Below are 21810 nucleotides of genomic sequence, written 5' to 3'. Positions count from 1 at the left end.
GGTGGCATGACGACACCGAGCGCACACCAGGAGGCCGTGCGGCGCGCCAACGAGGCCCTGCAGACGTACACGCTCTCCGGCGACGGCTGGCGGCGCAGCCCCGGCGAGACCCTGCGGCTGCTCCTCGCCGACCTGCTGCACTGGTGCGACGACACCCAGCGCGACTTCGACGCCGCGCTGGAGCGGGCCAGGGCCCAGCACACCGCCGACCGGCGTTAGGGGGTGTCCGAGGGCCAGCGCTCGTACCACCGCTGGTCGGCCTCCAGCTGCGCGGCCAGGGAGATCAGCTGGGGCTCGCTGCAGGCCGGGCCCAGGAGCTGGGCGCCCAGGGGGAGGGTGGCGGCGGGGTCGGCGAAGCCCGCCGGGACGTTGACGGCGGGCCAGCCCAGCACGTTCCAGGGCCAGGCGTACGGGCAGGCCGCGATCATGGCGCGGTCGGTGTGCCAGCCGGACAGCCGGGCCATGGCGCCGATCGACAGGGGCGGGGTGGCGGTCGTCGGGGAGAGCACGACGTCGTACCGCCGGAAGATGGCCCCGACCCGGCGCCGCAGGGGTCCCTCGGCGGCGCGGGCCAGCCGCAGGGTGCCGCGCAGGAGGCGGCCGTTGCGGGCGGCGGCGCGGGTGCGTACGTCCAGCAGCAGCGGATCGGGGACGCGGCCCGCCCATTCGTACAGGCCCCCCGTGGCGCGGGGCAGGAAGGAGAGCCCGACGGCGCCGTAGCGCGGCTCGGCCTCCTCGACCTCGTGCCCGAGGGCGGCGAGCCGTTCGGCGAGAGCGGTCACGGCGGCGCGGACGGCCGGGTCCAGGCTCTTCGGCGTGCCCGTGAAGGCGGGCTTGAACGACAGGGCGATCCGCAGCCGCCCCGGGTCGCGGCCCGGGGCGGCCAGCACGTCGATCGGATCCGGACAGTGCAGGTCGCCGTCGCGGTTGCCGCTGGCCGCGTGCAGCAGCAGGGCGGCGTCGGCGACGGTGCGGGCGAGGGGGCCGTTGCAGGTGATGCCGTTGAACGACTCGGCGTCCGGCCAGGTGGAGATCCGGCCGCGCTGCGGTTTGATGCCGACGAGATGGGTCCAGGCGGCCGGAATACGGACCGAGCCCGCGCCGTCCGAGCCGAGCGCGGCGGGGACCAGCCCGGCGGCGACGGCGGCCGCGGCGCCGCCGGAGGACCCGCCGGGGGTGTGGGCGAGGCTCCAGGGGTTACGGGTGTCGCCGAACGCGGGGCCCTCGGTGAACGGCCACTGGCCCAGCTCGGGCGTGTTCGTCTTGCCGACGATCACGGCCCCGGCCGCCCGCAGCCGCCGCACCGCCTCGCCGTCCTCCGTCTTGGCCGGAAAGTCGCCACAGCAGCCGAAGGCGGTCGGCTCGCCCGCCACATCCGTATCGTCCTTGACCGCGATGGGCACCCCGAGGAGCGGCAGTCGCTCGCCGTCCGCCAGCCGCCGGTCGGCGTCGGCGGCCTCGCGCAGCGCGGCCTCGGCCCGCACGCGCCGGAAGGCGTTGAGGGTGGCCTGGGTCCCGGTGATGCGCCGCAGCGCCTGCTCGACCAGCGCCTGCGAGGTCACCTCGCCGTCGGCCAGCGCCCTGACCTGCTGGCCCAGCCCCTTGGGAATGACGCTGGTCAACGATGGACCTCCTCGCTCGGACTCGCCCGGACTCGCTCGAACACCTGGGTGAGTTAGCCCACTCCCTCTTTACCCGGGGAGGGGAACCCGCGCACCCTGGGCAACAGTCGTTGCCCGTTTCATCACTATCATCACCATCCTCCTGAGCATCTCCAAGCAGCCTGATCCGCCCCGAGCAGCCTGACCCTCTCCGAGCAGCAAGGACGACCCGCATGACCGACATCGCCGTCCGCCGCGCCCGCACCGGCGGCCCCTCCGGCTTCGGCCACGACGAACTGATGGAGCACGCCATCGGGTGGACCCTCGCCATCGCCATGGCGATGTTCGCCGTACAGCTCGGCCTGTTCTAGCCGGCCACTCAGTACAAAGAGCTGCACTATCACGTATGCCATAGTGGACTCCATGACGACGTCCACCGCATCCCACTGGCTCGCATCCGCCACCATCGACCCCGCCGTACACGCCCTGCGCCCCGACTACCGCGCGCTGCTCATCACCGCCGACGGCCTGCGCCCCGGGCCCAGCGACGAGCTGAGCGAGAAGTGGCTGTCCGCCGCCGAGACGGAGGCGCGGGAGCGGTTCGGGGACGGGCCGGTGCAGGAGCATCCGCATCTGGCCGCCTGGCACGAGGCGTTCCGCGCCTTCGGGGCGAAGCCGAAGCGCACCCGGCCCAGCGCGGAGGCGCTGCTGCGCCGGCTGGACGCCGGACTGCCCCGGGTGGACCGGCTGACCGACCTCTACAACGCGATCTCGGTCGGCCATGTGCTCCCGCTGGGCGGCGAGGACCTCGACCACTACACCGGAGCGGCCCGGCTGGTGCGCGCCACGGGGGACGAGGTGTTCGAGACGACGGCGAGCGGCGAGCCCGCCGTGGAGCACCCCGCGCCGGGTGAGGTGGTGTGGCGGGACGACGCGGGCGTCACCTGCCGCCGCTGGAACTGGCGGCAGTGCACCCGCACCCGGCTCACCCACACCACCACCCGGGCCATGTTCGTGCTGGACGCGCTCGGGCCGATGGACGACGCCGCGCTGACGGCGGCCGGTGAGCGGCTCGGCGAGGCGCTGGCGGAGTCCAGCCCCGGGGTCGAGATCGCCTCCCGGCTGGTGAGCTGACCCACGCTGTGAACGCTCAGAACAGCGGCTGCTGCCCCGGCGTCGGCGGCTCGTCCCCGCCGAACAGCTTCGGCGGCGTGGTCAGCAGCGGCGCGATCCGCCGCGAGCCCGGGCACGAGACCAGCTCGTAGTCGGAGCGGCGGCCCGGCGGGTCGTGGCGGGCGAAGCGCCCACCGACCACCGCGATCTCACGGGTGCAGACCGGACAGGTGCGGCGGGGAGCAGACATGACCCCAGTGTCGCTCACCCGCCCCGCACCCTTACTCCGAATGTCTCAGCGCGCGTCAGCCGGGACGTACGTGCCCCACACGTCCCGCAGCGCGTCGCACACTTCGCCGAGCGTGGCCCGCGCCGCGAGCGCGTCCTTCATCGGGTAGAGCACATTGGCCGTCCCCGGCTCGCTCTCGGCCGCCTTCTTCAGCGCCGACAGCGCCGCCCCCACGCCCGCCCGGTCCCGGTCGGCGCGCAGCCGGGCGAGCCGGTCGCGCTGGCGCTCCTCGATGGCCGGGTCCACGCGCAGCGGTTCGTACGGCTCCTCCGCGTCGATCCGGAACCGGTTCACGCCGACCACCACCCGGTCCCCCGCCTCCTGTTCGCGGGCGACGCGATACGCGTTGCGCTCGATCTCGTCCTTCTGGAAGCCCCGTTCGATGGCGGCCACGGCGCCGCCCAGGTCCTCGACCCGGCGCATCAGGTCCACCGCCGCCTCCTCGACGGCGTCGGTCAGCGCCTCCACCGCGTACGAGCCCGCGAACGGGTCGACGGTCGCCGTCACATCCGTCTCGTACGCCAGCACCTGCTGGGTGCGCAGCGCAAGCCGGGCCGAGGTGGCGGTGGGCAGGGCGATGGCCTCGTCGAAGGCGTTGGTGTGCAGCGACTGGGTGCCGCCGAGCACGGCCGCCAGCCCCTGGACGGCGACCCGGACGAGGTTCACCTCGGGCTGCTGGGCGGTGAGCTGGACGCCCGCGGTCTGGGTGTGGAAGCGCAGCATCTGCGACTTCGGATCGCGCGCCCCGAACTCCTCGCGCATCACCCGCGCCCAGATCCGGCGCGCGGCGCGGAACTTGGCGACCTCTTCGAGAAGCGTCGTACGGGAGACGAAGAAGAAGGACAGGCGCGGCGCGAACTCGTCCACGCCCATGCCCGCCGCGAGGGCCGTGCGGACGTACTCGATGCCGTCCGCGAGCGTGAAGGCGATCTCCTGCGCGGGCGAGGCACCGGCCTCGGCCATGTGATAGCCGGAGATCGAGATCGTGTTCCACCTGGGCAGCTCGGCCCGGCAGTACTGGAAGATGTCCGCGATGAGCCGCAGCGACGGCGCGGGCGGGAAGATGTACGTGCCGCGCGCGATGTACTCCTTGAGGACGTCGTTCTGAATGGTGCCGGTCAGCCGGTCCCCCGGCACCCCCTGCTCCTCGGCGACGAGTTGGTACAGGAGCAGCAGCAGCGCGGCGGGCGCGTTGATGGTCATCGAGGTCGAGACCTGGTCGAGCGGGATGCCGTCGAACAGGACGCGCATGTCCTCGACCGAGTCGATGGCGACGCCGACCTTGCCGACCTCGCCGTGCGCGAGCGCCGCGTCGGAGTCGTAGCCCATCTGGGTGGGCAGGTCGAACGCGACCGACAGGCCGGTGGTGCCGTGCTCGATCAGCTGCCGGTAGCGGGCGTTGGACTCGGCTGCGGTGCCGAACCCCGCGTACTGACGCATCGTCCACGGACGGCCGGTGTACATCGACGGATAGACGCCGCGAGTGAAGGGGTACGCGCCGGGCTCGCCCAGGCCGCCATGGTCACGACCGGGCCCGTACACCGGCTCGATCGGGAATCCCGACTCCGACTCGCGCGCCATGAGTCCCTGCCTTCTGCTGGCTTATACCTGCCCTTGTACCCATTCAGGGCCTTCTTCACAGCATGCGCCGATGTTCACCGCACGGCAGCCCCGGGCAGCATTCCGGGCGACGAACCGGCGAAGAGGGGGATGTATGCACGGAAGATCGGTCGTCCGCACCGCGCTCGCCACGGCCGCCGCGGCGGCCCTCGTGGCGGGCTGCCGGGGCGAGACGGTGACCCTGGACGGACAGCGACATACCAGAGCGGAGCCGCGGGCGGGCGCGAGCACGGCGAGCGCGGCACCCCGCGCCCCGGCCGCCGCGCCGCGCCCGCACCGCACGTTCACCCACACCCCGCGGGCCACGCCGCACCGGGCCGCCCCGCCGCGCACCCGGGTGGCGGCGAAGCCGCGCACCGCACCGCGGGTGGCCCCGCCCGTCGTCGCCTTCGGCACCAGCGGCGAACGGGTGCGCGAACTCCAGGCGCGGCTGCGCGAACTCGGGCACTTCGGCCGCAACCCGACCGGCTACTTCGGCACGGTGACCCGCGCGTCGGTCGCCTCGTACCAGCGCGCCCGCGGCCTGGCGGCCACCGGCTCGGTGGACAGCCGCACCTGGACCTCGCTGCGGTCCCGCACCACCGCACCCACCCGCGACGAGCTGTACCCGCCGACCACCAGCCCCCTGGCCAAGCCGGACTCGCGGTGCCTGACCGGGCGGGTGCTGTGCATCAGCAAGGGCAGCCGGACGCTGGCATGGATGATCAACGGCCGGGTCGTGTCGGCCATGGACGTGCGGTTCGGCTCGCAGTACACGCCGACCCGGGAGGGGCTGTTCCAGGTCAACTTCAAGAGCCGGGACCACGTCTCGACGATCTACCACACGCCGATGCCGTACGCGATGTTCTTCAGCGGCGGCCAGGCCGTGCACTACTCGGCCGACTTCGCCGCCCGGGGCTACAGCGGGGCGTCGCACGGATGTGTGAACGTCCGCGACAAGAAGAAGATCGCCGCGGTCTTCAACCAGGTGAAGGCGGGCGACAAGGTCGTGGTCTACAAGTAGACGCCTCAAGTAGACGCCGCTACATCCCGTGAAGAAAGTGGCGCGGGCAGAGCCGGGGGAACGTGCTCTGCCCGCGCCGATGCGCGGAGCCGTCGGTACGGGGGGAACCTCGGCTCTCGCGCGGCCGATGACCAGTCGGCCCGTTTCTTACTGCGTCCCCCCTGAAAAAAACGTCACACCTGGATCCGTGGCCCCTCAGGGAGCGTCGGATTCCGCGGGTTTCGCGGAGTCGGACTGCTTCGCGGAGGGGCTGCCGGACGGGCTGCCGGACGCGCTGCCGGAGGAACTGCCGGACGGGGTGTCGGACAGGGTGTGCGACGAGGTGCCGGATGTGGTGGGTTCCGGGCTCGGCGTACCGCCGTCGTCTCCGGAGGGCGTGTCGGAGGGCGGTGGGGGCGCGGGGTGGGAGGACCCGTCGCCGTCGTCGCCGCTCCCGGAATCGTCCGTGCCGTTGGTGCCGCCGCGCGGAACGGACCCGGCGCCGACGAGCCCCACGCAGTAGTCATGGATGCCGGAGCGGCTGCCCGCCGCCCGCGTGAGCTTGTTCAGCGCGTTCTTGCCGACGGCCGGTCCGGTACCGGCCTCCGCCGCGAGGTAGCGGCGGCAGGCGCCCAGGGCCCGCTGGCCGTTGCCGTCGCCCTGGCCGGTGCCGGTCTTCCAGGCCCCGGGGGCGCCCTTCTCCCCCTTGCCCTGGTTGCCGTGCTTGTCCTTGCCGTGCCCGTCGTGCTTGCCGTGCTTGTCCTTGCCGTGGCCCTCGTCGCCGCCCGGTACGCCCCGGCCCTGGGGGCCCTCCGAGCTGCCGCCGCCGGTGTCGTCGGGCGCCGTGGACGAACCGCCGCCCCCGGAGATCTCGGGCCGCACCGACTCCCCGCCGCCGGGGCCGGTGTCCGACACGCTCGCGCCGGGGCCCGGGGTGCCGTCGCCGTGCCCGAACGGCAGCACACCGGCCGCCGCCGCGACCGCGAAGCCGCTGAGCGTACAGGCCGCCACCGCGGCCACCATGCCCGCGCGCAGCGGACGGCGCAGCCCGCGCCATCCGGTCCGCCGCCCGGCGGGGGCAGCGGCGGCCTCGCCCGATCGCGCTATGCGCGTCGACTCGGCCCCGACCTGGCCTTCTGCCGACATCGGAACCACCGTCGGCTTGGCCCGCGCGGCGCGGAACGCGGCCACCGCCGCCTCCTCGCCGGGGAGCGGGGCCGTGCCGTCGGGGGCGGCGCCGTCCGGGCGGCGGGCCATCTGGGCCACGGCGCCGAGCACGGCCGCCAGCCGTTCCGCTTCGGCGTGCGGCCGATCGCTCCGGTCGTCGGGGGTGCCGTGCTGCCCCTCGACCGGTTCACCGCGAAGGAGCCGCTCCGCGGCCTTGTCATCCAGCCAGCTGTAGCGGTGGTCGTCGGCCATCACATGTCTTTCTGCGTTGGCGCGCCTGATTCCGTCACACCCGCGGACCTGGCCACCCCCGTCTCGCGCTGCCCGGGTATCCCGTCGAGCACGGGCGTGTCACCGAGCAGATCGGCCAGCCGCCGCAGACCGCGGTGGGCGGCGGTCCGTACCGCGCCCGGGCGCTTGCCGAGCACCGCGGCCGCGCTCTTGGCGTCCAGGCCGAGGACCACGCGCAGCACCACCGCCTCCGCCTGGTCCTGCGGGAGCTGGCCGATGAGGTTGAGCGCGCGGCCGGTGCCGAGGGCTTCCAGGGCCTCTCCGGCGGTGTCGGCCTCGGAGGCCCGGGTCTCCAACTCGGTCTCGTCACCGCCGATGACCGGGCGCCGGCCGCGCATCCGTATGTGGTCCAGGGCGCGGTTGCGGGCGATGCGGGCGGCCCAGCCGCGGAACCGGTCGGCGTCCCCGTCGAACCGTCCGAGGTCGCGGGCTATCTGCAGCCACGCCTCGGAGGTGATGTCCTCCGCGTCGGCGTCGCCGACCAGGGTGCGCACGTATCCGAGCAGGCGGGGGTGGACGCACCGGTACACGGTCCGGAAGGCGGTCTCGTCCCCACCTTGTGCCGCACGCACGGCGGCGGTGAGTTCCGCGTCGTCCCCCTGCACGCTCTCTTCCTGCCCCACTCGGAGATCTGAGGTCCGCGATGGCGTCGCGGTGGGCTAGCCCTGGCCGTAGGGAGGGTACGTCCCGGGCGGGTTCTGCGGCATGGCCGGGGGCGTCTGCGGGGCGCCGCCGTACGGGGACCCGCCGTACGGGGACGGGCCGGGCGCGCCGTACGGCGACGGGCCGCCCGGGGTGCCGGGCGCACCGCCCATCGGGCCCATCGGTGCCATCTGCGGCGGCAGCGCGGCGCGCTGCTCCTGCATGGCGGTGATCTGGCGGACCAGCAGCAGGGCGAGGATCGCGGCGGCGATCGTGATCACCATCGCGAAGATGCTGATGCCGAGGGCCGACTTCATGTCCTCGATCACGCCGCGCACCTCGCCGATGCCGCCGCTGATGTCGCCGCTCTCCATCTGCGTCAGCCTCGTGTCGGCGGCCGTGTACTGCATGCTTCCCACCAGGCCGACGCCGATCGAGACGAGGAGCGTCACCCACCAGCCGTTGAGCAGAGCACGGTTGACCCGGTGCGGCCCCTGGGGGGAGCTGGCACGCCAGATGTCGTTGGCGATCTGCTTGGGGAACCAGAGGTTCACCACCGGGGTGAACCAGGATCCGGCGGCCCAGCCGGGGCCCATCCGGTGCTGGCCGGGCGCGAACGCCTCGGCGTTCAGCCGCAGCCGACGGAACCAGATGGCCCACACGATCGTGGCCGGGATGGTGACCAGGGCGTTGAGGACCGACATGCCCAGATAGAAGTTGTCGGCGTCGTTGGCGTCGTCGAGGGACACGTCGCTGCTGTTGTCGAGCATGTCCGAGACGACCCCGTACTGGCCCCCGCGCCCGATCGTGACCAGGATCAGCGTGGGGATCATCAGGGCGAACAGCACGGTGAGCGTGGTGGACAGCCCGCGGCGCAGGTCGACGCCGCCGGTCGGCATGCCCATCGGCGAGGCGGCGGGATAGCCCCCGGGCCCCGCGGCCGGGGCCGGATGCTGCTGCAGCTGCTGCTGATAGGTGCCGCACGCCGCGCAACGACCGTCGGGACCGACGGCGACGGCGCGGCAGTTCCCGCACGGATACATTTCTTGATCCCCCTGGGGACGTGGCCCGATCGGAACCACGCGAGAAAATAATCTGACCGCGCCCACAGCGCGGACCTGCACGTTACGGGCATCCGACCGGTCCCGTCCAGAGTCGGCCCAGGGCATGGACCCGCCCGGCGTGCCCGTAACGGTCAGGTTTCGAGTCCGCGGCGGGTGTGACGTATCCGAAGCGTGCGACGCTATAAGGAGCAAGGGCCTTCACCGGCCCACGCTGGACGGCGGTCGGGGCCTCTCCTGTGGGGGGTGGCGGCCCCGGCCGTCCCTCCGCCCCACCCCCTTCCCGCGCCTTTCCGCCCGCTCCCGTGCTGCTCAGACCCCCAGCCGGTCGGCGAGACGGGTGAAGGCGGACCAGCTCAGCGGGGGGTTTCCGGGGTTCCACAGGCGCTGGGAGAGCGCGGCGAGCGGCAGCCGGATGCCCTTGGCGACCTGCTGCTCGGTCTGTGCGCCGGGCTGATCGGACCAGACCGCGAAGCGGGCGCCGAGGACGCGGCTCGGGCCGGTCAGCTTTTTGTCGGAGATGGGCTGGGTCCCGCGCAGGGTGCCGGGGGTCCATTCGTCGTAGATGCGCTTGCCGGTGGGGTAGGAGAAGCCGTTGGGCTCGCCGAGCACGTAGTAGAGGTACTCGGAGTTGAGGTTCACCACGTTCCGGCCCTCGCGCAGATACTCCACGGGCGGCCGGGCGGGCCATTTGGTGCGGCCGGTCCAGTACTCGACCTGGATGTTCTTGTCGGGGGAGATCACGCCGCCGGTGAAGAAGCCGTCGTTCCACGCCTTGGGCTCCTTGCCGAGCGAGCGGGCGACCGCCGCCCGGTCGTTCAGCCAGCCGGTGGCCAGGTCCTGGACCGTGGCCTTCGAGCCGTACTTGCGCTGCGCGGCGGCGACGAGCTGCGGGAACGAGGCCTCGGGGTTCTTGACGGTGAGCGCCAGGTACTCGTCGGCGCCCAGATGCCAGTAGCGGCCGGGGAAGAGCGGGGCGTACTCGCGCATCAGCTGGTCCACGATCCGGGCGGAAGCCGGCTTGGAGATGTCCACGTCGCCCTGGAACGAGGTGCCGCCCGCGTTGCGCAGCTGCAGTTCCGGGTGCTGCCGGATCACCGCGCCGAGGTGGCCGGGCGAGTCGATCTCGGGCACGACGGTGATGTGCAGCCGCTGTGCGAGCGCGACGATCTCCCGGACCTGGGCCTTGGTGAGGTGCCGCGCGGAGACGATCTCGGGGTGGGTATCGCTTTGGATACGAAATCCCTGGTCGTCCGAGAAGTGCAGGCCCAGCTGGTTGAGCTTGAGGTCGGCCATCTCGCGAAGCCGCGCCTCGATCCATCCGGCGGTGTAGAACTTGCGCGCGATGTCCAGGTTCAGCCCGCGCTGGGGGCGGTCGGGGCGGTCGTGGATGACGCCCTCGGGGAGCTTGCCGCCGGAGCGCAGAGCCTGTTTCACGGTCCGGGTGCCGTAGAAGACGCCCGCGGTGGCGGGGCCGGTGACGCGGGCGCTGCCCTTGTGGACGGTGAGCGTGTACCCCTCGGTGCCGCCGCCCTGGCCGGCCGCGACGGCGAGGGACAGGTCGCCGCGGTGCGGGGCGCCGGAGGCGGTGTGCAGCCCCAGCTCCCCGGCGATCATGCGGGCCTCGTCGGCCAGCGGGCCCTTGAGGTCGGCGACCACCCGGCTGTTCTTGCCGGGCTTCCAGCCGGGTCCGGACCGCGGCGTGAACTCGCGGACGGAGGGGATCGTGCGGGGCGCGGCGGAGGGCGGCGGGGTGGCCGGGGCGGAGGTGGGCGCCGCGGTGGTGCGGGTGGCCGCCGGCGAGCCGGTGGTGTGCTGCCGCGTGGGGAGGGTCGGCGCCCTTGGGGAGGCCGTGCCGTGGTGCGTGGACTGCGTCTGCTGGCAGCCGAGGCCGATCAGGACGACGGTCGCGGCGGCACCGGCGACGCCGCCGCGGAGGATGGCCGCCTTGGCGGCTCTGACGGGCAACCCCATGGCGCGCACCTCCTGGGTCGGGGCGGCACTGCTGTCTCCGTCACGCTCCCGTCTACTTCACGCCACAAAACGTCCCCCTCCGAGTGAATTTACGCTCTCTCCGCCACACCGGCCTCTCCACGTCGTTACCGTGTACTGCTCGCAATCCCCAGCACACCTCCCCCACGCGCCCTGTGCGTCCCGCACGCCCCGTGTGTCCCCGCGCGCCCAAGGAGTCCACGCTGTCCAGGTCCAGCCCACGGTCCAGCCCCGGGTCCAGCCCCCGGTCCGGCCCCGGACCCCGTCCCAGGCCCAGCGGCACCGACGGCCTCGACCGGCTCAACCGCATGACCGCCGGCGCCGCCGAGGCGGCGCTGCTCTCCTGCTGCGGCAGCCGCCGCTGGGCCCGGCTGATCGCGGATCACCGCCCGTATCCCGATCTCGGCGCGCTGCTGGCCGCCGGGGACGAGGCGAGCTACGACCTCACCCCGGCCGATCTCGCCGAGGCACTGGCCGACGAGTCCATGACCGGCCACCCGCTGCCCGCCGAGCCCGGGGTCGGCTCACTGGCCGCGCACACCGCGTTACGCGCCGCGCACGCCGCGTACGAGCAGCGTTTCGGTCACGCCTTCGTGATCTGCCTGGACGGCCTGGCCCCCGACGAGACGCTGGACCGGCTGCTGACCGGAATCCGGGACCGGCTGGGGAACGAGCCCGAGGAGGAGCGGATCAACTCCGCCGAGGAGCTGCGCCGCATCGCCCGTGGGCGGCTCACCCGGCTGGCGACGCCGGGCAGCCCCATGCCGGATATCGCCCGGTTCCGCCCGGCGTGAGCTGCCCACCCGTGCTTCTTTGATCACACCTGAGCCCCCCGCGCGAACCCTCCGACAGCACGTCGCTACGATGGCCAGGGCCGGTGGACCGTACCCGGCCGGGCCCGACCGACAGTCAAGCCGGCAGGCCCCAGTCCCCGCTTCCGGAGGGTTTTCCGTGCCGGCTGGAACGCTGTACCGCGGCCGGGAAGGTATGTGGTCCTGGGTGGCTCATCGAGTCACCGGCGTCCTCATCTTCTTCTTCCTGTTCGTGCATGTCCTGGACACTTCGCTCGTCCGTGTGTCCCCCGAGGCCTACGACGACGTGGTCGCGACGTACAAGACGCCCCTCGTGAACGTGATGGAGTACGGCCTGGTGGCCGCCATCCTGTTCCACGCCCTCAACGGCCTGCGCGTCATCGCCGTGGACTTCTGGTCGAAGGGCCCGAAGTACCAGCGACAGATGCTGTGGTCCGTCGTCGGTATCTGGGTCGTGCTCATGGCCGGTGCCTTCTACCCGGTCCTGCAGCACACGCTGCGCGAACTGTTCGGGAGCTGACGCACATGTCCGCCGAGACCACCAACCCCGCGACCGACGCGGTCAGCGCGTACGACGTGGACCACCCGGCCCCGGTCATCGAGCCGCCGCGGGCCCGTACCCGTAAGACGCCCAAGACGACCCGTACCAACTTCGAGATGTACGGCTGGCTCTTCATGCGCCTGTCCGGCATCGTGCTGGTCGTCCTCGTCCTGGGCCATCTGCTGATCCAGCTGGTGCTGGACGGCGGCGTCACCAAGATCGGCTTCGCCTTCGTGGCCGGCCGGTGGGCCTCACCGTTCTGGCAGGCATGGGATCTGATCATGCTGTGGCTCGCCACGCTGCACGGCGCGAACGGCCTGCGCACGATCATCAACGACTACGCGGAGCGGGACAACACCCGCCTGTGGCTGAAGGGGCTGCTCTACACGGCGGCCGGATTCACCATCGTGCTCGGCACCCTGGTGATCTTCACCTTCGACCCGAACATCCGCTAGGCCCCGGGGCTGAGGTATCCACTCATGAAGATCCACAAGTACGACACCGTCATCGTGGGCGCCGGCGGCGCCGGCATGCGCGCGGCCATCGAGTCGACGAAGCGCAGCCGTACGGCGGTGCTCACCAAGCTGTACCCCACCCGCTCCCACACCGGCGCCGCCCAGGGCGGCATGGCCGCCGCCCTCGCGAACGTCGAGGAGGACAACTGGGAGTGGCACACCTTCGACACGATCAAGGGCGGCGACTACCTGGTCGACCAGGACGCCGCCGAGATCCTGGCGAAGGAGGCCATCGACTCGGTCCTCGACCTGGAGAAGATGGGCCTGCCGTTCAACCGGACCCCGGACGGCACGATCGACCAGCGCCGCTTCGGCGGCCACAGCCGTAACCACGGCGAGGCCCCGGTCCGCCGGTCCTGCTACGCCTCGGACCGCACCGGCCACATGATCCTCCAGACGCTGTACCAGAACTGCGTCAAGGAGGGCGTGGAGTTCTACAACGAGTTCTACGTCCTGGACCTCCTGATGACCGAGGTCGACGGGGTCAAGCGCACCGCGGGTGTCGTGGCGTACGAGCTGGCCACCGGCGAGCTGCACGTCTTCCAGGCGAAGGCCGTCGTCTTCGCCTCCGGCGGCTGCGGCAAGTTCTTCAAGGTGACCTCCAACGCCCACACCCTCACCGGTGACGGCCAGGCGGTCGCCTACCGGCGCGGGCTGCCGCTGGAGGACATGGAGTTCTTCCAGTTCCACCCGACCGGCATCTGGCGCATGGGCATCCTGCTGACGGAGGGCGCCCGCGGTGAGGGCGGCATCCTCCGCAACAAGGACGGCGAGCGCTTCATGGAGAAGTACGCGCCGGTCATGAAGGACCTCGCCTCCCGCGACGTGGTCTCCCGCTCCATCTACACGGAGATCCGCGAAGGCCGCGGCTGCGGTCCCGAGGGCGACCACGTCTTCCTCGACCTGACCCACCTGCCGCCGGAGCAGCTGGACGCCAAGCTGCCGGACATCACCGAGTTCGCGCGCACCTACCTGGGCATCGAGCCGTACACCGACCCGATCCCGATCCAGCCCACCGCGCACTACACGATGGGTGGCATCCCGACCAACGTCGAGGGCGAGGTGCTCTCCGACAACGACACCGTCGTGCCGGGGCTCTACGCCGCGGGCGAGGTCGCGTGCGTGTCCGTGCACGGCGCCAACCGGCTGGGCACCAACTCGCTGCTCGACATCAACGTGTTCGGCCGCCGCGCGGGCATCGCCGCCGCCGAGTACGCCGCCACGGCCGACTTCGTCGAACTCCCCGAGGACCCGGCCGGGTTCGTCCGCGACCAGGTCGAGAACCTGCGCGACGCCACCGGCACCGAGCGGGTCACCGAGGTGCGCCGGGCGCTGCAGGAGACCATGGACAAGAACGTCATGGTCTTCCGCACCGAGCAGACGCTCAAGGAGGCCGTCGAGGAGATCGGCAGCCTGCGCGAGCGCTACAAGAACTGCTCCGTCCAGGACAAGGGCAAGCGGTTCAACACCGACCTGCTGGAGGCCATCGAGCTGGGCAACCTGCTCGACCTGGCCGAGGTCATGGCCATCTCCGCGCTGGCCCGCAAGGAGTCGCGCGGCGGCCACTACCGCGAGGACTACCCGAACCGCGACGACGTCAACTTCATGCGGCACACCATGGCGTACCGAGAGGTGGGCGCGGACGGCTCCGAGTCCATCCGCCTCGACTACAAGCCGGTCGTGCAGACCCGCTACCAGCCGATGGAGCGTAAGTACTGATGAGCACCCCCACGCTTGAGAAGGCCGACAAGGCCCCGGAGCCGGCCGACGCCACCGCCGCGCACACGATCACGGTCACCTTCCGGATCCGGCGCTTCAACCCGGAGGTCGCGGCCGAGTCGTACTGGGAGGACTTCCAGCTCGACATCGATCCCAAGGAGCGCGTCCTCGACGGCCTCCACAAGATCAAGTGGGATCTGGACGGCACCCTGACCTTCCGCCGTTCCTGCGCCCACGGCATCTGCGGCTCCGACGCCATGCGGATCAACGGCCGCAACCGGCTGGCCTGCAAGACGCTGATCAAGGACATCAACCCGGAGAAGCCCATCACGGTCGAGGCCATCAAGGGCCTCACGGTCCTCAAGGACCTGGTCGTGGACATGGACCCGTTCTTCCAGGCCTACCGCGACGTGATGCCCTTCCTGATCACGACGGGCAACGAGCCGACGCGGGAGCGCCTGCAGTCCGCCGAGGACCGCGAGCGCTTCGACGACACCACCAAGTGCATCCTGTGCGCCGCGTGCACCTCCTCGTGCCCGGTGTTCTGGAACGACGGCCAGTACTTCGGCCCGGCGGCGATCGTCAACGCGCACCGCTTCATCTTCGACTCGCGCGACGAGGGCGGTGAGCAGCGGCTGGAGATCCTGAACGACAAGGACGGCGTCTGGCGCTGCCGCACCACCTTCAACTGCACCGACGCGTGCCCGCGTGGCATCGAGGTCACCAAGGCCATCCAGGAGGTGAAGCGCGCGCTGATCACGCGTCGCTTCTGAGCCGCCCGCAGGTCTGCTCGTGACGGGCCCGCCCCCATTGCCCGGGGGCGGGCCCGCCGCGTTTTCACAGCCGTTGAACGCCCGCCTCGACCCCGACGTACCTCCTGGGGAAGAGGGTGGATGGGGCACGTTCATCAAGGGGTGAAAGCGTGACCGGCACGCAGGAGCGCGGCGCTGAGGAACGAATCGGCCGGCCCATGAGCGACAGCCGCCCGTTAAGTGATGAACTCGCATGGCGCGGCGGGCTCGATCCGGTCCGCGCCACCCGCATCGGGCTGCAACTCCTCGCCGTCCTCGACTCCGCCCATCGCGCGGGCATCGTGCACGGTGACATCAGCCCCGCGCGGGTCCTGCTGCGCTCGGACGGCGAGGTCGTCCTCTCCGGTTTCGGCCATGTCGGCGCCGAGCCGTCGCGGCAGGTCACCGACCCCGCGTACGCCTCCCCCGAGCAGGCGCGCGGCACCGGCGCCTGCGCCGCGTCCGACCTGTGGGCGCTGGGCGCGGTCCTGTTCGCCATGGTCGAGGGCCGCCCGCCGCACCGGGGCCGGGACTCACCGGAGGAGACGCTGCGGGTCATCCGGGAGGAGCCCGTACCGCCCCCGCCGCACGCCGGACCGCTGGTTCAGGTGATCCACGGGCTGCTGCGCGACGATCCGCGGGAGCGGCTGACCGCACCGGTCGTACGGCGCGCCCTGGAGCGCATCCTCAACGAGGGCGAGCCCGTCGCGATCCGCGCCGCGCCGCGCATGCCGTGGCTGCGCAACACCTACGAGGCGTGGTTCCCGTCGGCGCGGCGCGGCGGCGGGAACGGCGGCGGGCGCGGTGACAGGCACGGCGACAGGCACGGCGACGGGCGCGGGGGCCGCAGGGTCGGCCCGCTCGCGCTGGCCATCGCGACCTTGGTCCTCGGAACGGCGGCCTCCGTGCTGGCCCTGGTCACCACCAGCGGCCTGACCGGAGGCGACGACCGCGCCTCCGACACCTCCCCCTCCGCCCCACCGGCGGGCGGGGCCGCCCCGAGCCTGCCGCGCGAGGACCCGCCACCCTCCACCCCGGGGGATTCGGCCCCGCCCGGGTCGTCCGCCCCCGGCCAGCCCCCGCCGTCCTCGTCCGCTCCCCCGCCCGCCGGCTCCGGCGGCGGCGCCTACCCCGGCCCCGACGACCCGCCGCCACCCGGCTACTACCGCTACACCAGCGATTCGGGCGGGTTCTCCATCGACCTCCCCAAGGGCTGGAAGCAGGTCAAGAGCGGTTCGCGCTTCCACATCAAGTTCACCGCCGAGGGCGACGACCGCAATCTGGTGGTGACCTTCGGGAAGGGCCCCGAACAGGACCCCGTCGACGGCTGGAAGCGCCTGATCCCGACGATCGAGAAGCTCTACCCCGGCTTCCAGCGGATCGACGACATCCGCCGGGTCGACTACCGCGGCTGGAAGGCCGCCGACATGCAGTGGACCACCGCGGTCGGAAAGGACCACCTGCGCACCTTCGGCCGCGGCTTCCTGGTCGGCGGCGGCCGGGGCTTCTCCATCCGGTGGACGACACCGGCGGACGACTGGAACGCCAAGGAGAACAAGCAGGCACTCGGGATCTTCCTCGGCTCGTTCGAACAGACCAAGGGCCCGGAGGACGCCGAGGACGCCAAGGACGCGAAGGAGGGCTCGTAGAAAGCCGGCTCGTACGGTTCAGGCGCGGGTCGAGGCCAGCTCGACCACGGTGACGTCCGGCGGCGCGCCGACCCGCACCGGCGGGCCCCAGGCGCCCGCGCCGCGGGTGACGTAGAGCTGGGTGTCGCCGTACCGCTCCAGCCCCGCCACGGTGGGGTTGGCCAGCTCCGCGACGTAGTTGCCGGGCCACAGCTGCCCGCCGTGCGTATGGCCGGACAGCTGGAGGTCGACGCCGCGCTCGACCGCGTCGTCGATCACCACCGGCTGATGGGCGAGCAGGACGGACGCCCGCGCCCGGTCGCGGTCGCCGAGCGCCCGGTCGAAGTCGGGCCCCTGCCCCTCGTCCTCGCCCGCCACGTCGTCGACCCCGGCGAGGTCGAACCAGGGCAGCTCGACGCGCTCGTTCTCCAGGGGGCGGACGCCGAGTTCGCGGACGTGGTCGACCCACTCCCGGGCGCCGGAGAAGTACTCGTGGTTCCCGGTGACGAAGAAGCTCCCGAGCCGGCTGCGCAGCCCGCGCAGCGGCTCGGCGGCGGGGCCGAGGTCCGCGACGCTGCCGTCCACGAGGTCCCCGACGACGGCGATGAGGTCGGGGTTCGTACGGTTGATGGTCTCGACGACGCGGCGGGTGTGCGAGCGGCCGAGGACCGGGCCGAGGTGGATGTCGCTGACCACGGCGATCCGGAAGCCGTGCGCGCGGCGCGGCAGCTTGGCGAGCGGCACGGTGACCCGCTTGACCCGCGGGCCGCGCAGCACGGTGTACGTCCCGTACCCGACCGTCCCGGCGGCCGCCACGGTGGCGCCCGCGGCCACGGTCCGGGCGACGAACAGCCGCCGCGACGGCGTACGGACCGGTTCGGGGCTCTCGGGTGTCCCGGCTGCCTCGGGCGCCTCCGCCGTCATGGCCGCCGCACCTCCCGGCGCGGCTGCGGGCACCGGGGCGGGGGCGGGAGGGGGCGCGGGGACGGTTTCGGCGGCGGCGCGGCGCTTCAGCCAGGCGCTCAGGAGGGGGCGTACCGCCTCGCCGACCAGCAGGGCCAGGGTCAGATACAGCAGCAGCGCGAGCCACAGGTACCCCGGCCAGGCCAGCACCCGCTGGATCGGGAAGGGCACCCCCGTACGCCCCGCGACTAGGGCCCCGACGCTGATCAGCGGGAGCGCGAAGGCCGCCGCCGTGCCCGTACGGCGTGCCCGCCCGCCGGGCGCCGTGGTGTCGCGGATCAGCCGCCGCCACACGTACCAGTGCACGCCGACGAGCAGACCGACGACGGCCAGTGCGATCAGGATGAAGAGCACGACCATCCCCGGTCCTCCCCTATGCGGCTATGCAGCTATGCGGTTGTGCGGCTTGCGTGCGGCTTGCGGCTCTGTGCGGCTTGCGGCTGTGTGCGGCTTGCGGCTGTGCGGCGATCTGGACGGCTACTCTTCGGCGTCATTTCGGCGCAGAGCGCGCAGTCCGCGCAACCCGATCACCCCGATGGCCGTCCCCAGGAGAAAGGACGTAATCGCGAGGAGCAGGTGCACCCAAAAGTACGCGGTGGGGTCGCCGGCGTCGTCGAAAGCGAGCCCGCTGGCGTCCTTCCACAAGTTCTTGACAAAGGTGAACCAGATGACCCAGCTCCAGACCCCGAAGGCGAGCAGGAACCAGGACACGGGGCGGCTGAGCTTCATGGTCTCCAGTATGGGCACCCCCGCCCGTACCTCCACGCGGGGGTCCACCACCCGGAAGACGGCGGTGCTTTCGCCGTCCGGCGCGGCTGCGGGTACGTTCGCAGACGTGCCGATCTCTTCGAACACCTTCCCGTCGCGAGGCGCCGCCGCGCCGCTGGCCATCACCGCCGCCCTGTTGCTGTCCACCCTGCTGTCCACCTCCCCCGCGCTCGCCGCCGACGACCCGGGCGGCGCCCAGGGAGCCGAGGCAGCGCAGCCTCCCGACCGGATGTCCACGGTGGGCGGGACGCGGCTCGGCCGCCCCGGCACCCAGGTGGATCCGAAGCGGGGCGCGCCCGCGCTGCCGAAGGAGCTGAGCGGTAAGTCCTGGATGGTGGCGGACGCCGAGTCGGGCGCCGTGCTGGCCTCGCACAACGCCCACTGGCAGCTGCCGCCCGCGAGCACGCTGAAGATGCTGTTCGCGGACACCGTGCTGCCGAAGTTCCCCAAGACGCAGAAGCACACGGTGCGGACGTCCGACCTGGCCGGGATGGGCGCGGGCAGCAGCCTGGTCGGTGTGAAGGAGAACCTGAGCTACACGGTGCACGACCTGTGGCTGGGCGTCTTCCTGCGCTCGGGCAACGACGCGGTGCACGTGCTGTCCGCGATGAACGGCGGCGTCCCGGCGACCGTGCGGGACATGCAGGCGCACGCCAAACAGCTGAACGCGCTGGACACGCACGTCGTCACGCCGGACGGCTATGACGAGGACGGCCAGTACAGCAGCGCGTACGACCTCACGCTGTTCGCCCGGTCCGGACTGCAGAAGGCGGACTTCCGGGAGTACTGCTCGACGGCGACTGCCCAGTTCCCGGGGGAATACAAAAAGGATAAAAAGGGCAAGAAGGTCCGCATGAGCTTCGGGATTCAGAACACCGACCGCCTGCTGACCGGCATCGACGTCAAGGCCTACAAGGGGCTGGCGGGGGTCAAGAACGGCTATACGAGCAAGGCGGGCTCCACCTTCACCGGTGTGGCCCAGCGCGGCAAGCGGGTGCTGCTGGTCACGGTCATGAACCCGCAGAAGGCGGAGCCCTACGGGGTCTACAAGGAGACGGCGAAGCTGTTCGACTGGGGATTCAAGGCGGCGGACTCGGTGAATCCGGTCGGCACCCTCGTCCGCCCCGGTCCGGCGGGCCTGGACCAGAGCAATGCCTCGACGGGCGGCGCGAAGAAGGGGCATGAGCACGCCCAGGCGTCCGTCTCGGGCGGCGGTGCCTCCGGCGGCATGTGGACGGCGGCGGGGATCGCGGCCGGTTCGCTGGCCGTGCTGGGCGCGGTGGCGTACGCGGTGCACCGCCGCTGGCCGCGCCGGGGCTGACGGAGGGTGCCCGCCCCGGGGCGCCGTACGACGGACGAGTCGTTACGCCGCCGAACGGCCGGGCCCATCGGCCCGGCCGTTCGGCCCGAGGGTGTCCGTGTCGGGTTCGGCGGTCTTCTCTCCCGCCCCCTTTTCCTTCCCCTTCTCCGACTCTTTCTCCGGCTCCTTCTCCTTCTCCGGCTCCTTCTCCGGCTCCTTCTCCTTCTCCTTCTCCTTGCCCAGTTCCTCGACGGCCGATCCGGTGGCGGTCCAGGCGGCGCAGTAGAGCGTGAGCTTCGCGGTGAAGTTGATCCACAGCAGCAGCGCGATAGGCACGCCGAACGCCCCGTACATGCTCTTGGCCGCCACCCCTTGCAGATAGCTGCTCAGCAGCAGCTTCAGCAGTTCGAAGCCGATCGCGCCGATGAGCGCCGCGACCACGACCCTCCGGCGCGACGGCTCGACCCTGGGCAGCCAGGTCAGGACGTAACACAGCAGCAGGAAGTCGGCCGCTACGGCGATCAGGAACGCGGCGATGCGCAGCAGCCAGCCACCCACCCCGTTCTCGGGGATGTGGAGGAGCTGCGTCACCCGGTTGACGAGGGTGACGGCGAGCGTCGAGACGGCGAACGAGCCGACGGCGACGCCGCCCAGGCCGATGAGTACCAGACCGTCCTTGAGCTTGCGCACCACGGGATTGCTGCCGGGGTCCTCGTCCAGCTCCCAGACGGCGCGCAGGCATTCGCGCAGCGAGCCCACCCATCCGATGCCGGTGAACAACAGCAGGGCACCCGCGACGATCCCGATCGTCCCCGCGTTCTGGATGAGACCGCTCAGATCGAGCTGACCGGAGATGCCGGGGATCTGCTGGGCGAGCTTCCGCTGCAGCTGATGCATCTGCGACTCGGTGAGCGTCGCGGCGCCGATGGCCGCTCCCACGGTGACGAGGGGGAAGAAGGCCAGAAAGCTGATGAAGGTGATCGCGGCCGCCAGGCGGGTCCAGTGGACGCGTTCCAGCCGTTCGTACGAACGCCAGGCGTGGGTGCGCATCACCCGGGCGAGGGCGGGGCCGATGAGCGGCAACCGGGTCAGCCAATCCATGATCAACAACTACCCTTCCGCCGATTTTTACTCCTCGGCGGCGGGTTCCCGTTTCTCCGCTACTCCACGACTCCGTTACTCCACTTCGCCGAGCGCCCTTTCCGGGCGAGGCGTACGCCCGGAGCTACCGGGGCTCAGCAGGGCTCAGCAGGGCTCACCAGGGTGAGGGGGCGGTCGGGCGAGTGACATCGACCTGACGGGGCACCAGAGGGGAGCCCCCCTCCGACGGTTCGCCCGAACCGAAGGGGTATTCGCGGTCGAGCCGCCACACCCCGTCAGCCCCCTGCTCGTACAGCGCGAAGCCGTTGATCGTCCAGGCCGCCTCGAAGTCCTTCAGCTCCGCGAACGCCCGGTCCATCGCGTCCTCGTCGATGCCGTGCGCGACGGTGACGTGCGGGTGGTACGGGAACTGCAGCTCACGGGCGCACGGCCCGTGCGCCGCCCGGATCCGCTCCTGCAGCACCATGCACTCGTCCGCGCCTTCGACCACCTGGACGAAGACGACGGGCGAGAGCGGACGGAAGGTGCCCGTCCCCGCCAGCCGCATCGGGAACGCCCGCCCCTCGGCCGCGACCTGGGCCAGATGGTCCTCGACGGCGGGCAGCGCCGCGGCCTCGACCTCGGTCGGCGGAAGGAGGGTGACATGCGTGGGGATGCCATGAGCGGCCGGGTCCCCGAAGCCCGCGCGCCGCTCCTGGAGGAAGCTGCCGTACGGCTCCGGGACCGCGATCGAAACGCCGAGCGTTACGGTCCCCACTGCGTTCTCCCTCCTGGCCCTCCCGGGCTGCTGGGCTTCAGTCCGCTGCACCGGTGCCAGTGTGGCGGCTGTGCCGCCTTCGCGGCTAGATTCCTCGATTCTTCGGCGCACGGGCCGAAGAACCCCCTGGTCAGGGGTGGGAAGCGGTACACTCCGT

22 protein-coding genes are annotated in these 21810 nt (G+C 71.9%); 11 read left to right on the top strand and 11 right to left on the bottom strand.

Annotated elements, in window-relative coordinates; all coding sequences use genetic code 11:
- Positions 1-6 precede the first annotated feature (6 nt).
- Positions 7-219, top strand: a complete 213-nt coding sequence (locus ACFZCY_RS34835) for a hypothetical protein (RefSeq protein WP_391182476.1) — start codon at positions 7-9, stop codon at positions 217-219.
- Here the strand turns inward: ACFZCY_RS34835 and ACFZCY_RS34830 are convergent.
- Positions 216-1622, bottom strand: coding sequence for an amidase (locus ACFZCY_RS34830; protein ID WP_391182473.1), 1407 nt, complete (start codon positions 1620-1622; stop codon positions 216-218). The genes ACFZCY_RS34835 and ACFZCY_RS34830 overlap by 4 nt on opposite strands.
- A gap of 212 nt (positions 1623-1834) precedes the next feature.
- Between ACFZCY_RS34830 and ACFZCY_RS34825 the strand changes: the two genes are divergently transcribed.
- On the top strand, positions 1835-1972 hold the full coding sequence (locus tag ACFZCY_RS34825; RefSeq protein WP_391182470.1) for an SCO1431 family membrane protein: 138 nt from the start codon (positions 1835-1837) through the stop codon (positions 1970-1972).
- 52 nt (positions 1973-2024) lie between these two features.
- A complete protein-coding gene (locus ACFZCY_RS34820) occupies positions 2025-2735 on the top strand; it encodes a phenylalanine--tRNA ligase beta subunit-related protein (protein WP_391182467.1) in 711 nt (236 codons plus the stop codon).
- A 16-nt stretch (positions 2736-2751) separates the two neighbouring features.
- Here ACFZCY_RS34820 and ACFZCY_RS34815 read toward each other — a convergent pair whose 3' ends face one another.
- Positions 2752-2964: a hypothetical protein gene (locus ACFZCY_RS34815; protein WP_055546847.1), complete on the bottom strand. Its 213-nt coding sequence runs from the start codon at positions 2962-2964 to the stop codon at positions 2752-2754.
- A gap of 45 nt (positions 2965-3009) precedes the next feature.
- Positions 3010-4584 carry a methylmalonyl-CoA mutase family protein gene (locus ACFZCY_RS34810; protein WP_391182464.1) on the bottom strand — a complete coding sequence of 525 codons (1575 nt, stop codon included), beginning with the start codon at positions 4582-4584 and terminating at the stop codon, positions 3010-3012.
- A gap of 133 nt (positions 4585-4717) precedes the next feature.
- Between ACFZCY_RS34810 and ACFZCY_RS34805 the strand changes: the two genes are divergently transcribed.
- Positions 4718-5626, top strand: coding sequence for a peptidoglycan-binding protein (locus ACFZCY_RS34805; protein ID WP_391182461.1), 909 nt, complete (start codon positions 4718-4720; stop codon positions 5624-5626).
- Between the two features lie 195 nt (positions 5627-5821).
- Here the strand turns inward: ACFZCY_RS34805 and ACFZCY_RS34800 are convergent, their stop codons facing one another.
- The 4 genes from ACFZCY_RS34800 to ACFZCY_RS34785 form a co-directional block, all read right to left on the bottom strand.
- The gene (locus tag ACFZCY_RS34800; RefSeq protein ID WP_391182458.1) at positions 5822-7024 is read right to left on the bottom strand and encodes a hypothetical protein; all 1203 of its coding nucleotides are present in this window, start codon (positions 7022-7024) and stop codon (positions 5822-5824) included.
- Positions 7024-7668, bottom strand: coding sequence for a sigma-70 family RNA polymerase sigma factor (locus tag ACFZCY_RS34795; protein ID WP_391182455.1), 645 nt, complete (start codon positions 7666-7668; stop codon positions 7024-7026). Before ACFZCY_RS34795 ends, ACFZCY_RS34800 begins: the two co-directional genes overlap by 1 nt.
- 54 nt (positions 7669-7722) lie before the next feature.
- Positions 7723-8748, bottom strand: coding sequence for a DUF4328 domain-containing protein (locus ACFZCY_RS34790; RefSeq protein WP_391182452.1), 1026 nt, complete (start codon positions 8746-8748; stop codon positions 7723-7725).
- 330 nt (positions 8749-9078) lie between these two features.
- Positions 9079-10740 carry a family 20 glycosylhydrolase gene (locus ACFZCY_RS34785; protein ID WP_391182449.1) on the bottom strand — a complete coding sequence of 554 codons (1662 nt, stop codon included), beginning with the start codon at positions 10738-10740 and terminating at the stop codon, positions 9079-9081.
- A 191-nt stretch (positions 10741-10931) separates the two neighbouring features.
- Between ACFZCY_RS34785 and ACFZCY_RS34780 the strand changes: the two genes are divergently transcribed.
- The 6 genes from ACFZCY_RS34780 to ACFZCY_RS34755 all read left to right on the top strand — a co-directional run bounded on the left by ACFZCY_RS34780 (position 10932) and on the right by ACFZCY_RS34755 (position 16785).
- Entirely contained in the window at positions 10932-11552 is a 621-nt protein-coding gene (locus ACFZCY_RS34780) for a 2-oxo-4-hydroxy-4-carboxy-5-ureidoimidazoline decarboxylase (RefSeq protein ID WP_391182446.1), read from the top strand.
- A gap of 157 nt (positions 11553-11709) precedes the next feature.
- A complete protein-coding gene (gene sdhC / locus ACFZCY_RS34775; protein WP_391182443.1) occupies positions 11710-12090 on the top strand; it encodes a succinate dehydrogenase, cytochrome b556 subunit in 381 nt (126 codons plus the stop codon).
- A 5-nt stretch (positions 12091-12095) separates the two neighbouring features.
- On the top strand, positions 12096-12566 hold the full coding sequence (locus tag ACFZCY_RS34770; RefSeq protein ID WP_391182440.1) for a succinate dehydrogenase hydrophobic membrane anchor subunit: 471 nt from the start codon (positions 12096-12098) through the stop codon (positions 12564-12566).
- A gap of 24 nt (positions 12567-12590) precedes the next feature.
- Complete coding sequence (gene sdhA, locus ACFZCY_RS34765; RefSeq protein ID WP_361475790.1) at positions 12591-14345, top strand: succinate dehydrogenase flavoprotein subunit; 1755 nt, start codon at positions 12591-12593, stop codon at positions 14343-14345.
- Positions 14345-15118: a succinate dehydrogenase iron-sulfur subunit gene (locus ACFZCY_RS34760; RefSeq protein ID WP_391182436.1), complete on the top strand. Its 774-nt coding sequence runs from the start codon at positions 14345-14347 to the stop codon at positions 15116-15118. The genes sdhA and ACFZCY_RS34760 overlap by 1 nt, the downstream gene beginning before the upstream one ends.
- A 149-nt stretch (positions 15119-15267) precedes the next feature.
- Entirely contained in the window at positions 15268-16785 is a 1518-nt protein-coding gene (locus tag ACFZCY_RS34755; RefSeq protein ID WP_391182433.1) for a protein kinase, read from the top strand.
- Positions 16786-16803: 18 nt separating this feature from the next.
- Here ACFZCY_RS34755 and ACFZCY_RS34750 read toward each other — a convergent pair whose 3' ends face one another.
- Together ACFZCY_RS34750 and ACFZCY_RS34745 are read right to left on the bottom strand one after the other, a co-directional pair.
- Positions 16804-18087: a metallophosphoesterase gene (locus ACFZCY_RS34750; RefSeq protein ID WP_391182430.1), complete on the bottom strand. Its 1284-nt coding sequence runs from the start codon at positions 18085-18087 to the stop codon at positions 16804-16806.
- Positions 18088-18204: 117 nt separating this feature from the next.
- A complete protein-coding gene (locus ACFZCY_RS34745; RefSeq protein WP_055547269.1) occupies positions 18205-18456 on the bottom strand; it encodes an SCO4848 family membrane protein in 252 nt (83 codons plus the stop codon).
- Here ACFZCY_RS34745 and ACFZCY_RS34740 point away from each other — a divergent pair.
- Positions 18395-19816 (top strand): D-alanyl-D-alanine carboxypeptidase, encoded by a 1422-nt coding sequence (locus ACFZCY_RS34740; protein ID WP_391182427.1) that lies wholly within the window; start codon positions 18395-18397, stop codon positions 19814-19816. The genes ACFZCY_RS34745 and ACFZCY_RS34740 overlap by 62 nt on opposite strands.
- A 42-nt stretch (positions 19817-19858) precedes the next feature.
- Here ACFZCY_RS34740 and ACFZCY_RS34735 read toward each other — a convergent pair whose 3' ends face one another.
- Both ACFZCY_RS34735 and ACFZCY_RS34730 read right to left on the bottom strand, forming a co-directional pair.
- The gene (locus ACFZCY_RS34735) at positions 19859-20896 is read right to left on the bottom strand and encodes a YhjD/YihY/BrkB family envelope integrity protein (RefSeq protein ID WP_391182424.1); all 1038 of its coding nucleotides are present in this window, start codon (positions 20894-20896) and stop codon (positions 19859-19861) included.
- Positions 20897-21050: 154 nt separating this feature from the next.
- A complete protein-coding gene (locus tag ACFZCY_RS34730) occupies positions 21051-21653 on the bottom strand; it encodes a 2'-5' RNA ligase family protein (protein ID WP_391182422.1) in 603 nt (200 codons plus the stop codon).
- Positions 21654-21810 lie beyond the last annotated feature (157 nt).

It is taken from the genome of Streptomyces sp. NPDC007983 (genome assembly GCF_042958345.1).
Classification (GTDB): domain Bacteria; phylum Actinomycetota; class Actinomycetes; order Streptomycetales; family Streptomycetaceae; genus Streptomyces.
Note: the sequence above shows the minus strand (reverse complement) of the source record. Positions and strands in the feature narration are given on the sequence as shown.

Excerpts from the sequence above, each read along its gene's own strand:
- ACFZCY_RS34835 (WP_391182476.1), top strand. The coding sequence starts at position 7 with ATGACGACACCGAGCGCACACCAGGAGGCCGTGCGGCGCGCCAACGAG.
- ACFZCY_RS34825 (WP_391182470.1), top strand. The coding sequence starts at position 1,835 with ATGACCGACATCGCCGTCCGCCGCGCCCGCACCGGCGGCCCCTCCGGC.
- ACFZCY_RS34820 (WP_391182467.1), top strand. The coding sequence starts at position 2,025 with ATGACGACGTCCACCGCATCCCACTGGCTCGCATCCGCCACCATCGAC.
- ACFZCY_RS34815 (WP_055546847.1), bottom strand. The coding sequence starts at position 2,964 with ATGTCTGCTCCCCGCCGCACCTGTCCGGTCTGCACCCGTGAGATCGCG.
- ACFZCY_RS34810 (WP_391182464.1), bottom strand. The coding sequence starts at position 4,584 with ATGGCGCGCGAGTCGGAGTCGGGATTCCCGATCGAGCCGGTGTACGGG.
- ACFZCY_RS34805 (WP_391182461.1), top strand. The coding sequence starts at position 4,718 with ATGCACGGAAGATCGGTCGTCCGCACCGCGCTCGCCACGGCCGCCGCG.
- ACFZCY_RS34800 (WP_391182458.1), bottom strand. The coding sequence starts at position 7,024 with ATGGCCGACGACCACCGCTACAGCTGGCTGGATGACAAGGCCGCGGAG.
- ACFZCY_RS34790 (WP_391182452.1), bottom strand. The coding sequence starts at position 8,748 with ATGTATCCGTGCGGGAACTGCCGCGCCGTCGCCGTCGGTCCCGACGGT.
- ACFZCY_RS34785 (WP_391182449.1), bottom strand. The coding sequence starts at position 10,740 with ATGGGGTTGCCCGTCAGAGCCGCCAAGGCGGCCATCCTCCGCGGCGGC.
- ACFZCY_RS34770 (WP_391182440.1), top strand. The coding sequence starts at position 12,096 with ATGTCCGCCGAGACCACCAACCCCGCGACCGACGCGGTCAGCGCGTAC.
- sdhA (WP_361475790.1), top strand. The coding sequence starts at position 12,591 with ATGAAGATCCACAAGTACGACACCGTCATCGTGGGCGCCGGCGGCGCC.
- ACFZCY_RS34760 (WP_391182436.1), top strand. The coding sequence starts at position 14,345 with ATGAGCACCCCCACGCTTGAGAAGGCCGACAAGGCCCCGGAGCCGGCC.
- ACFZCY_RS34750 (WP_391182430.1), bottom strand. The coding sequence starts at position 18,087 with ATGGTCGTGCTCTTCATCCTGATCGCACTGGCCGTCGTCGGTCTGCTC.
- ACFZCY_RS34740 (WP_391182427.1), top strand. The coding sequence starts at position 18,395 with ATGACCCAGCTCCAGACCCCGAAGGCGAGCAGGAACCAGGACACGGGG.
- ACFZCY_RS34745 (WP_055547269.1), bottom strand. The coding sequence starts at position 18,456 with ATGAAGCTCAGCCGCCCCGTGTCCTGGTTCCTGCTCGCCTTCGGGGTC.
- ACFZCY_RS34735 (WP_391182424.1), bottom strand. The coding sequence starts at position 20,896 with ATGGATTGGCTGACCCGGTTGCCGCTCATCGGCCCCGCCCTCGCCCGG.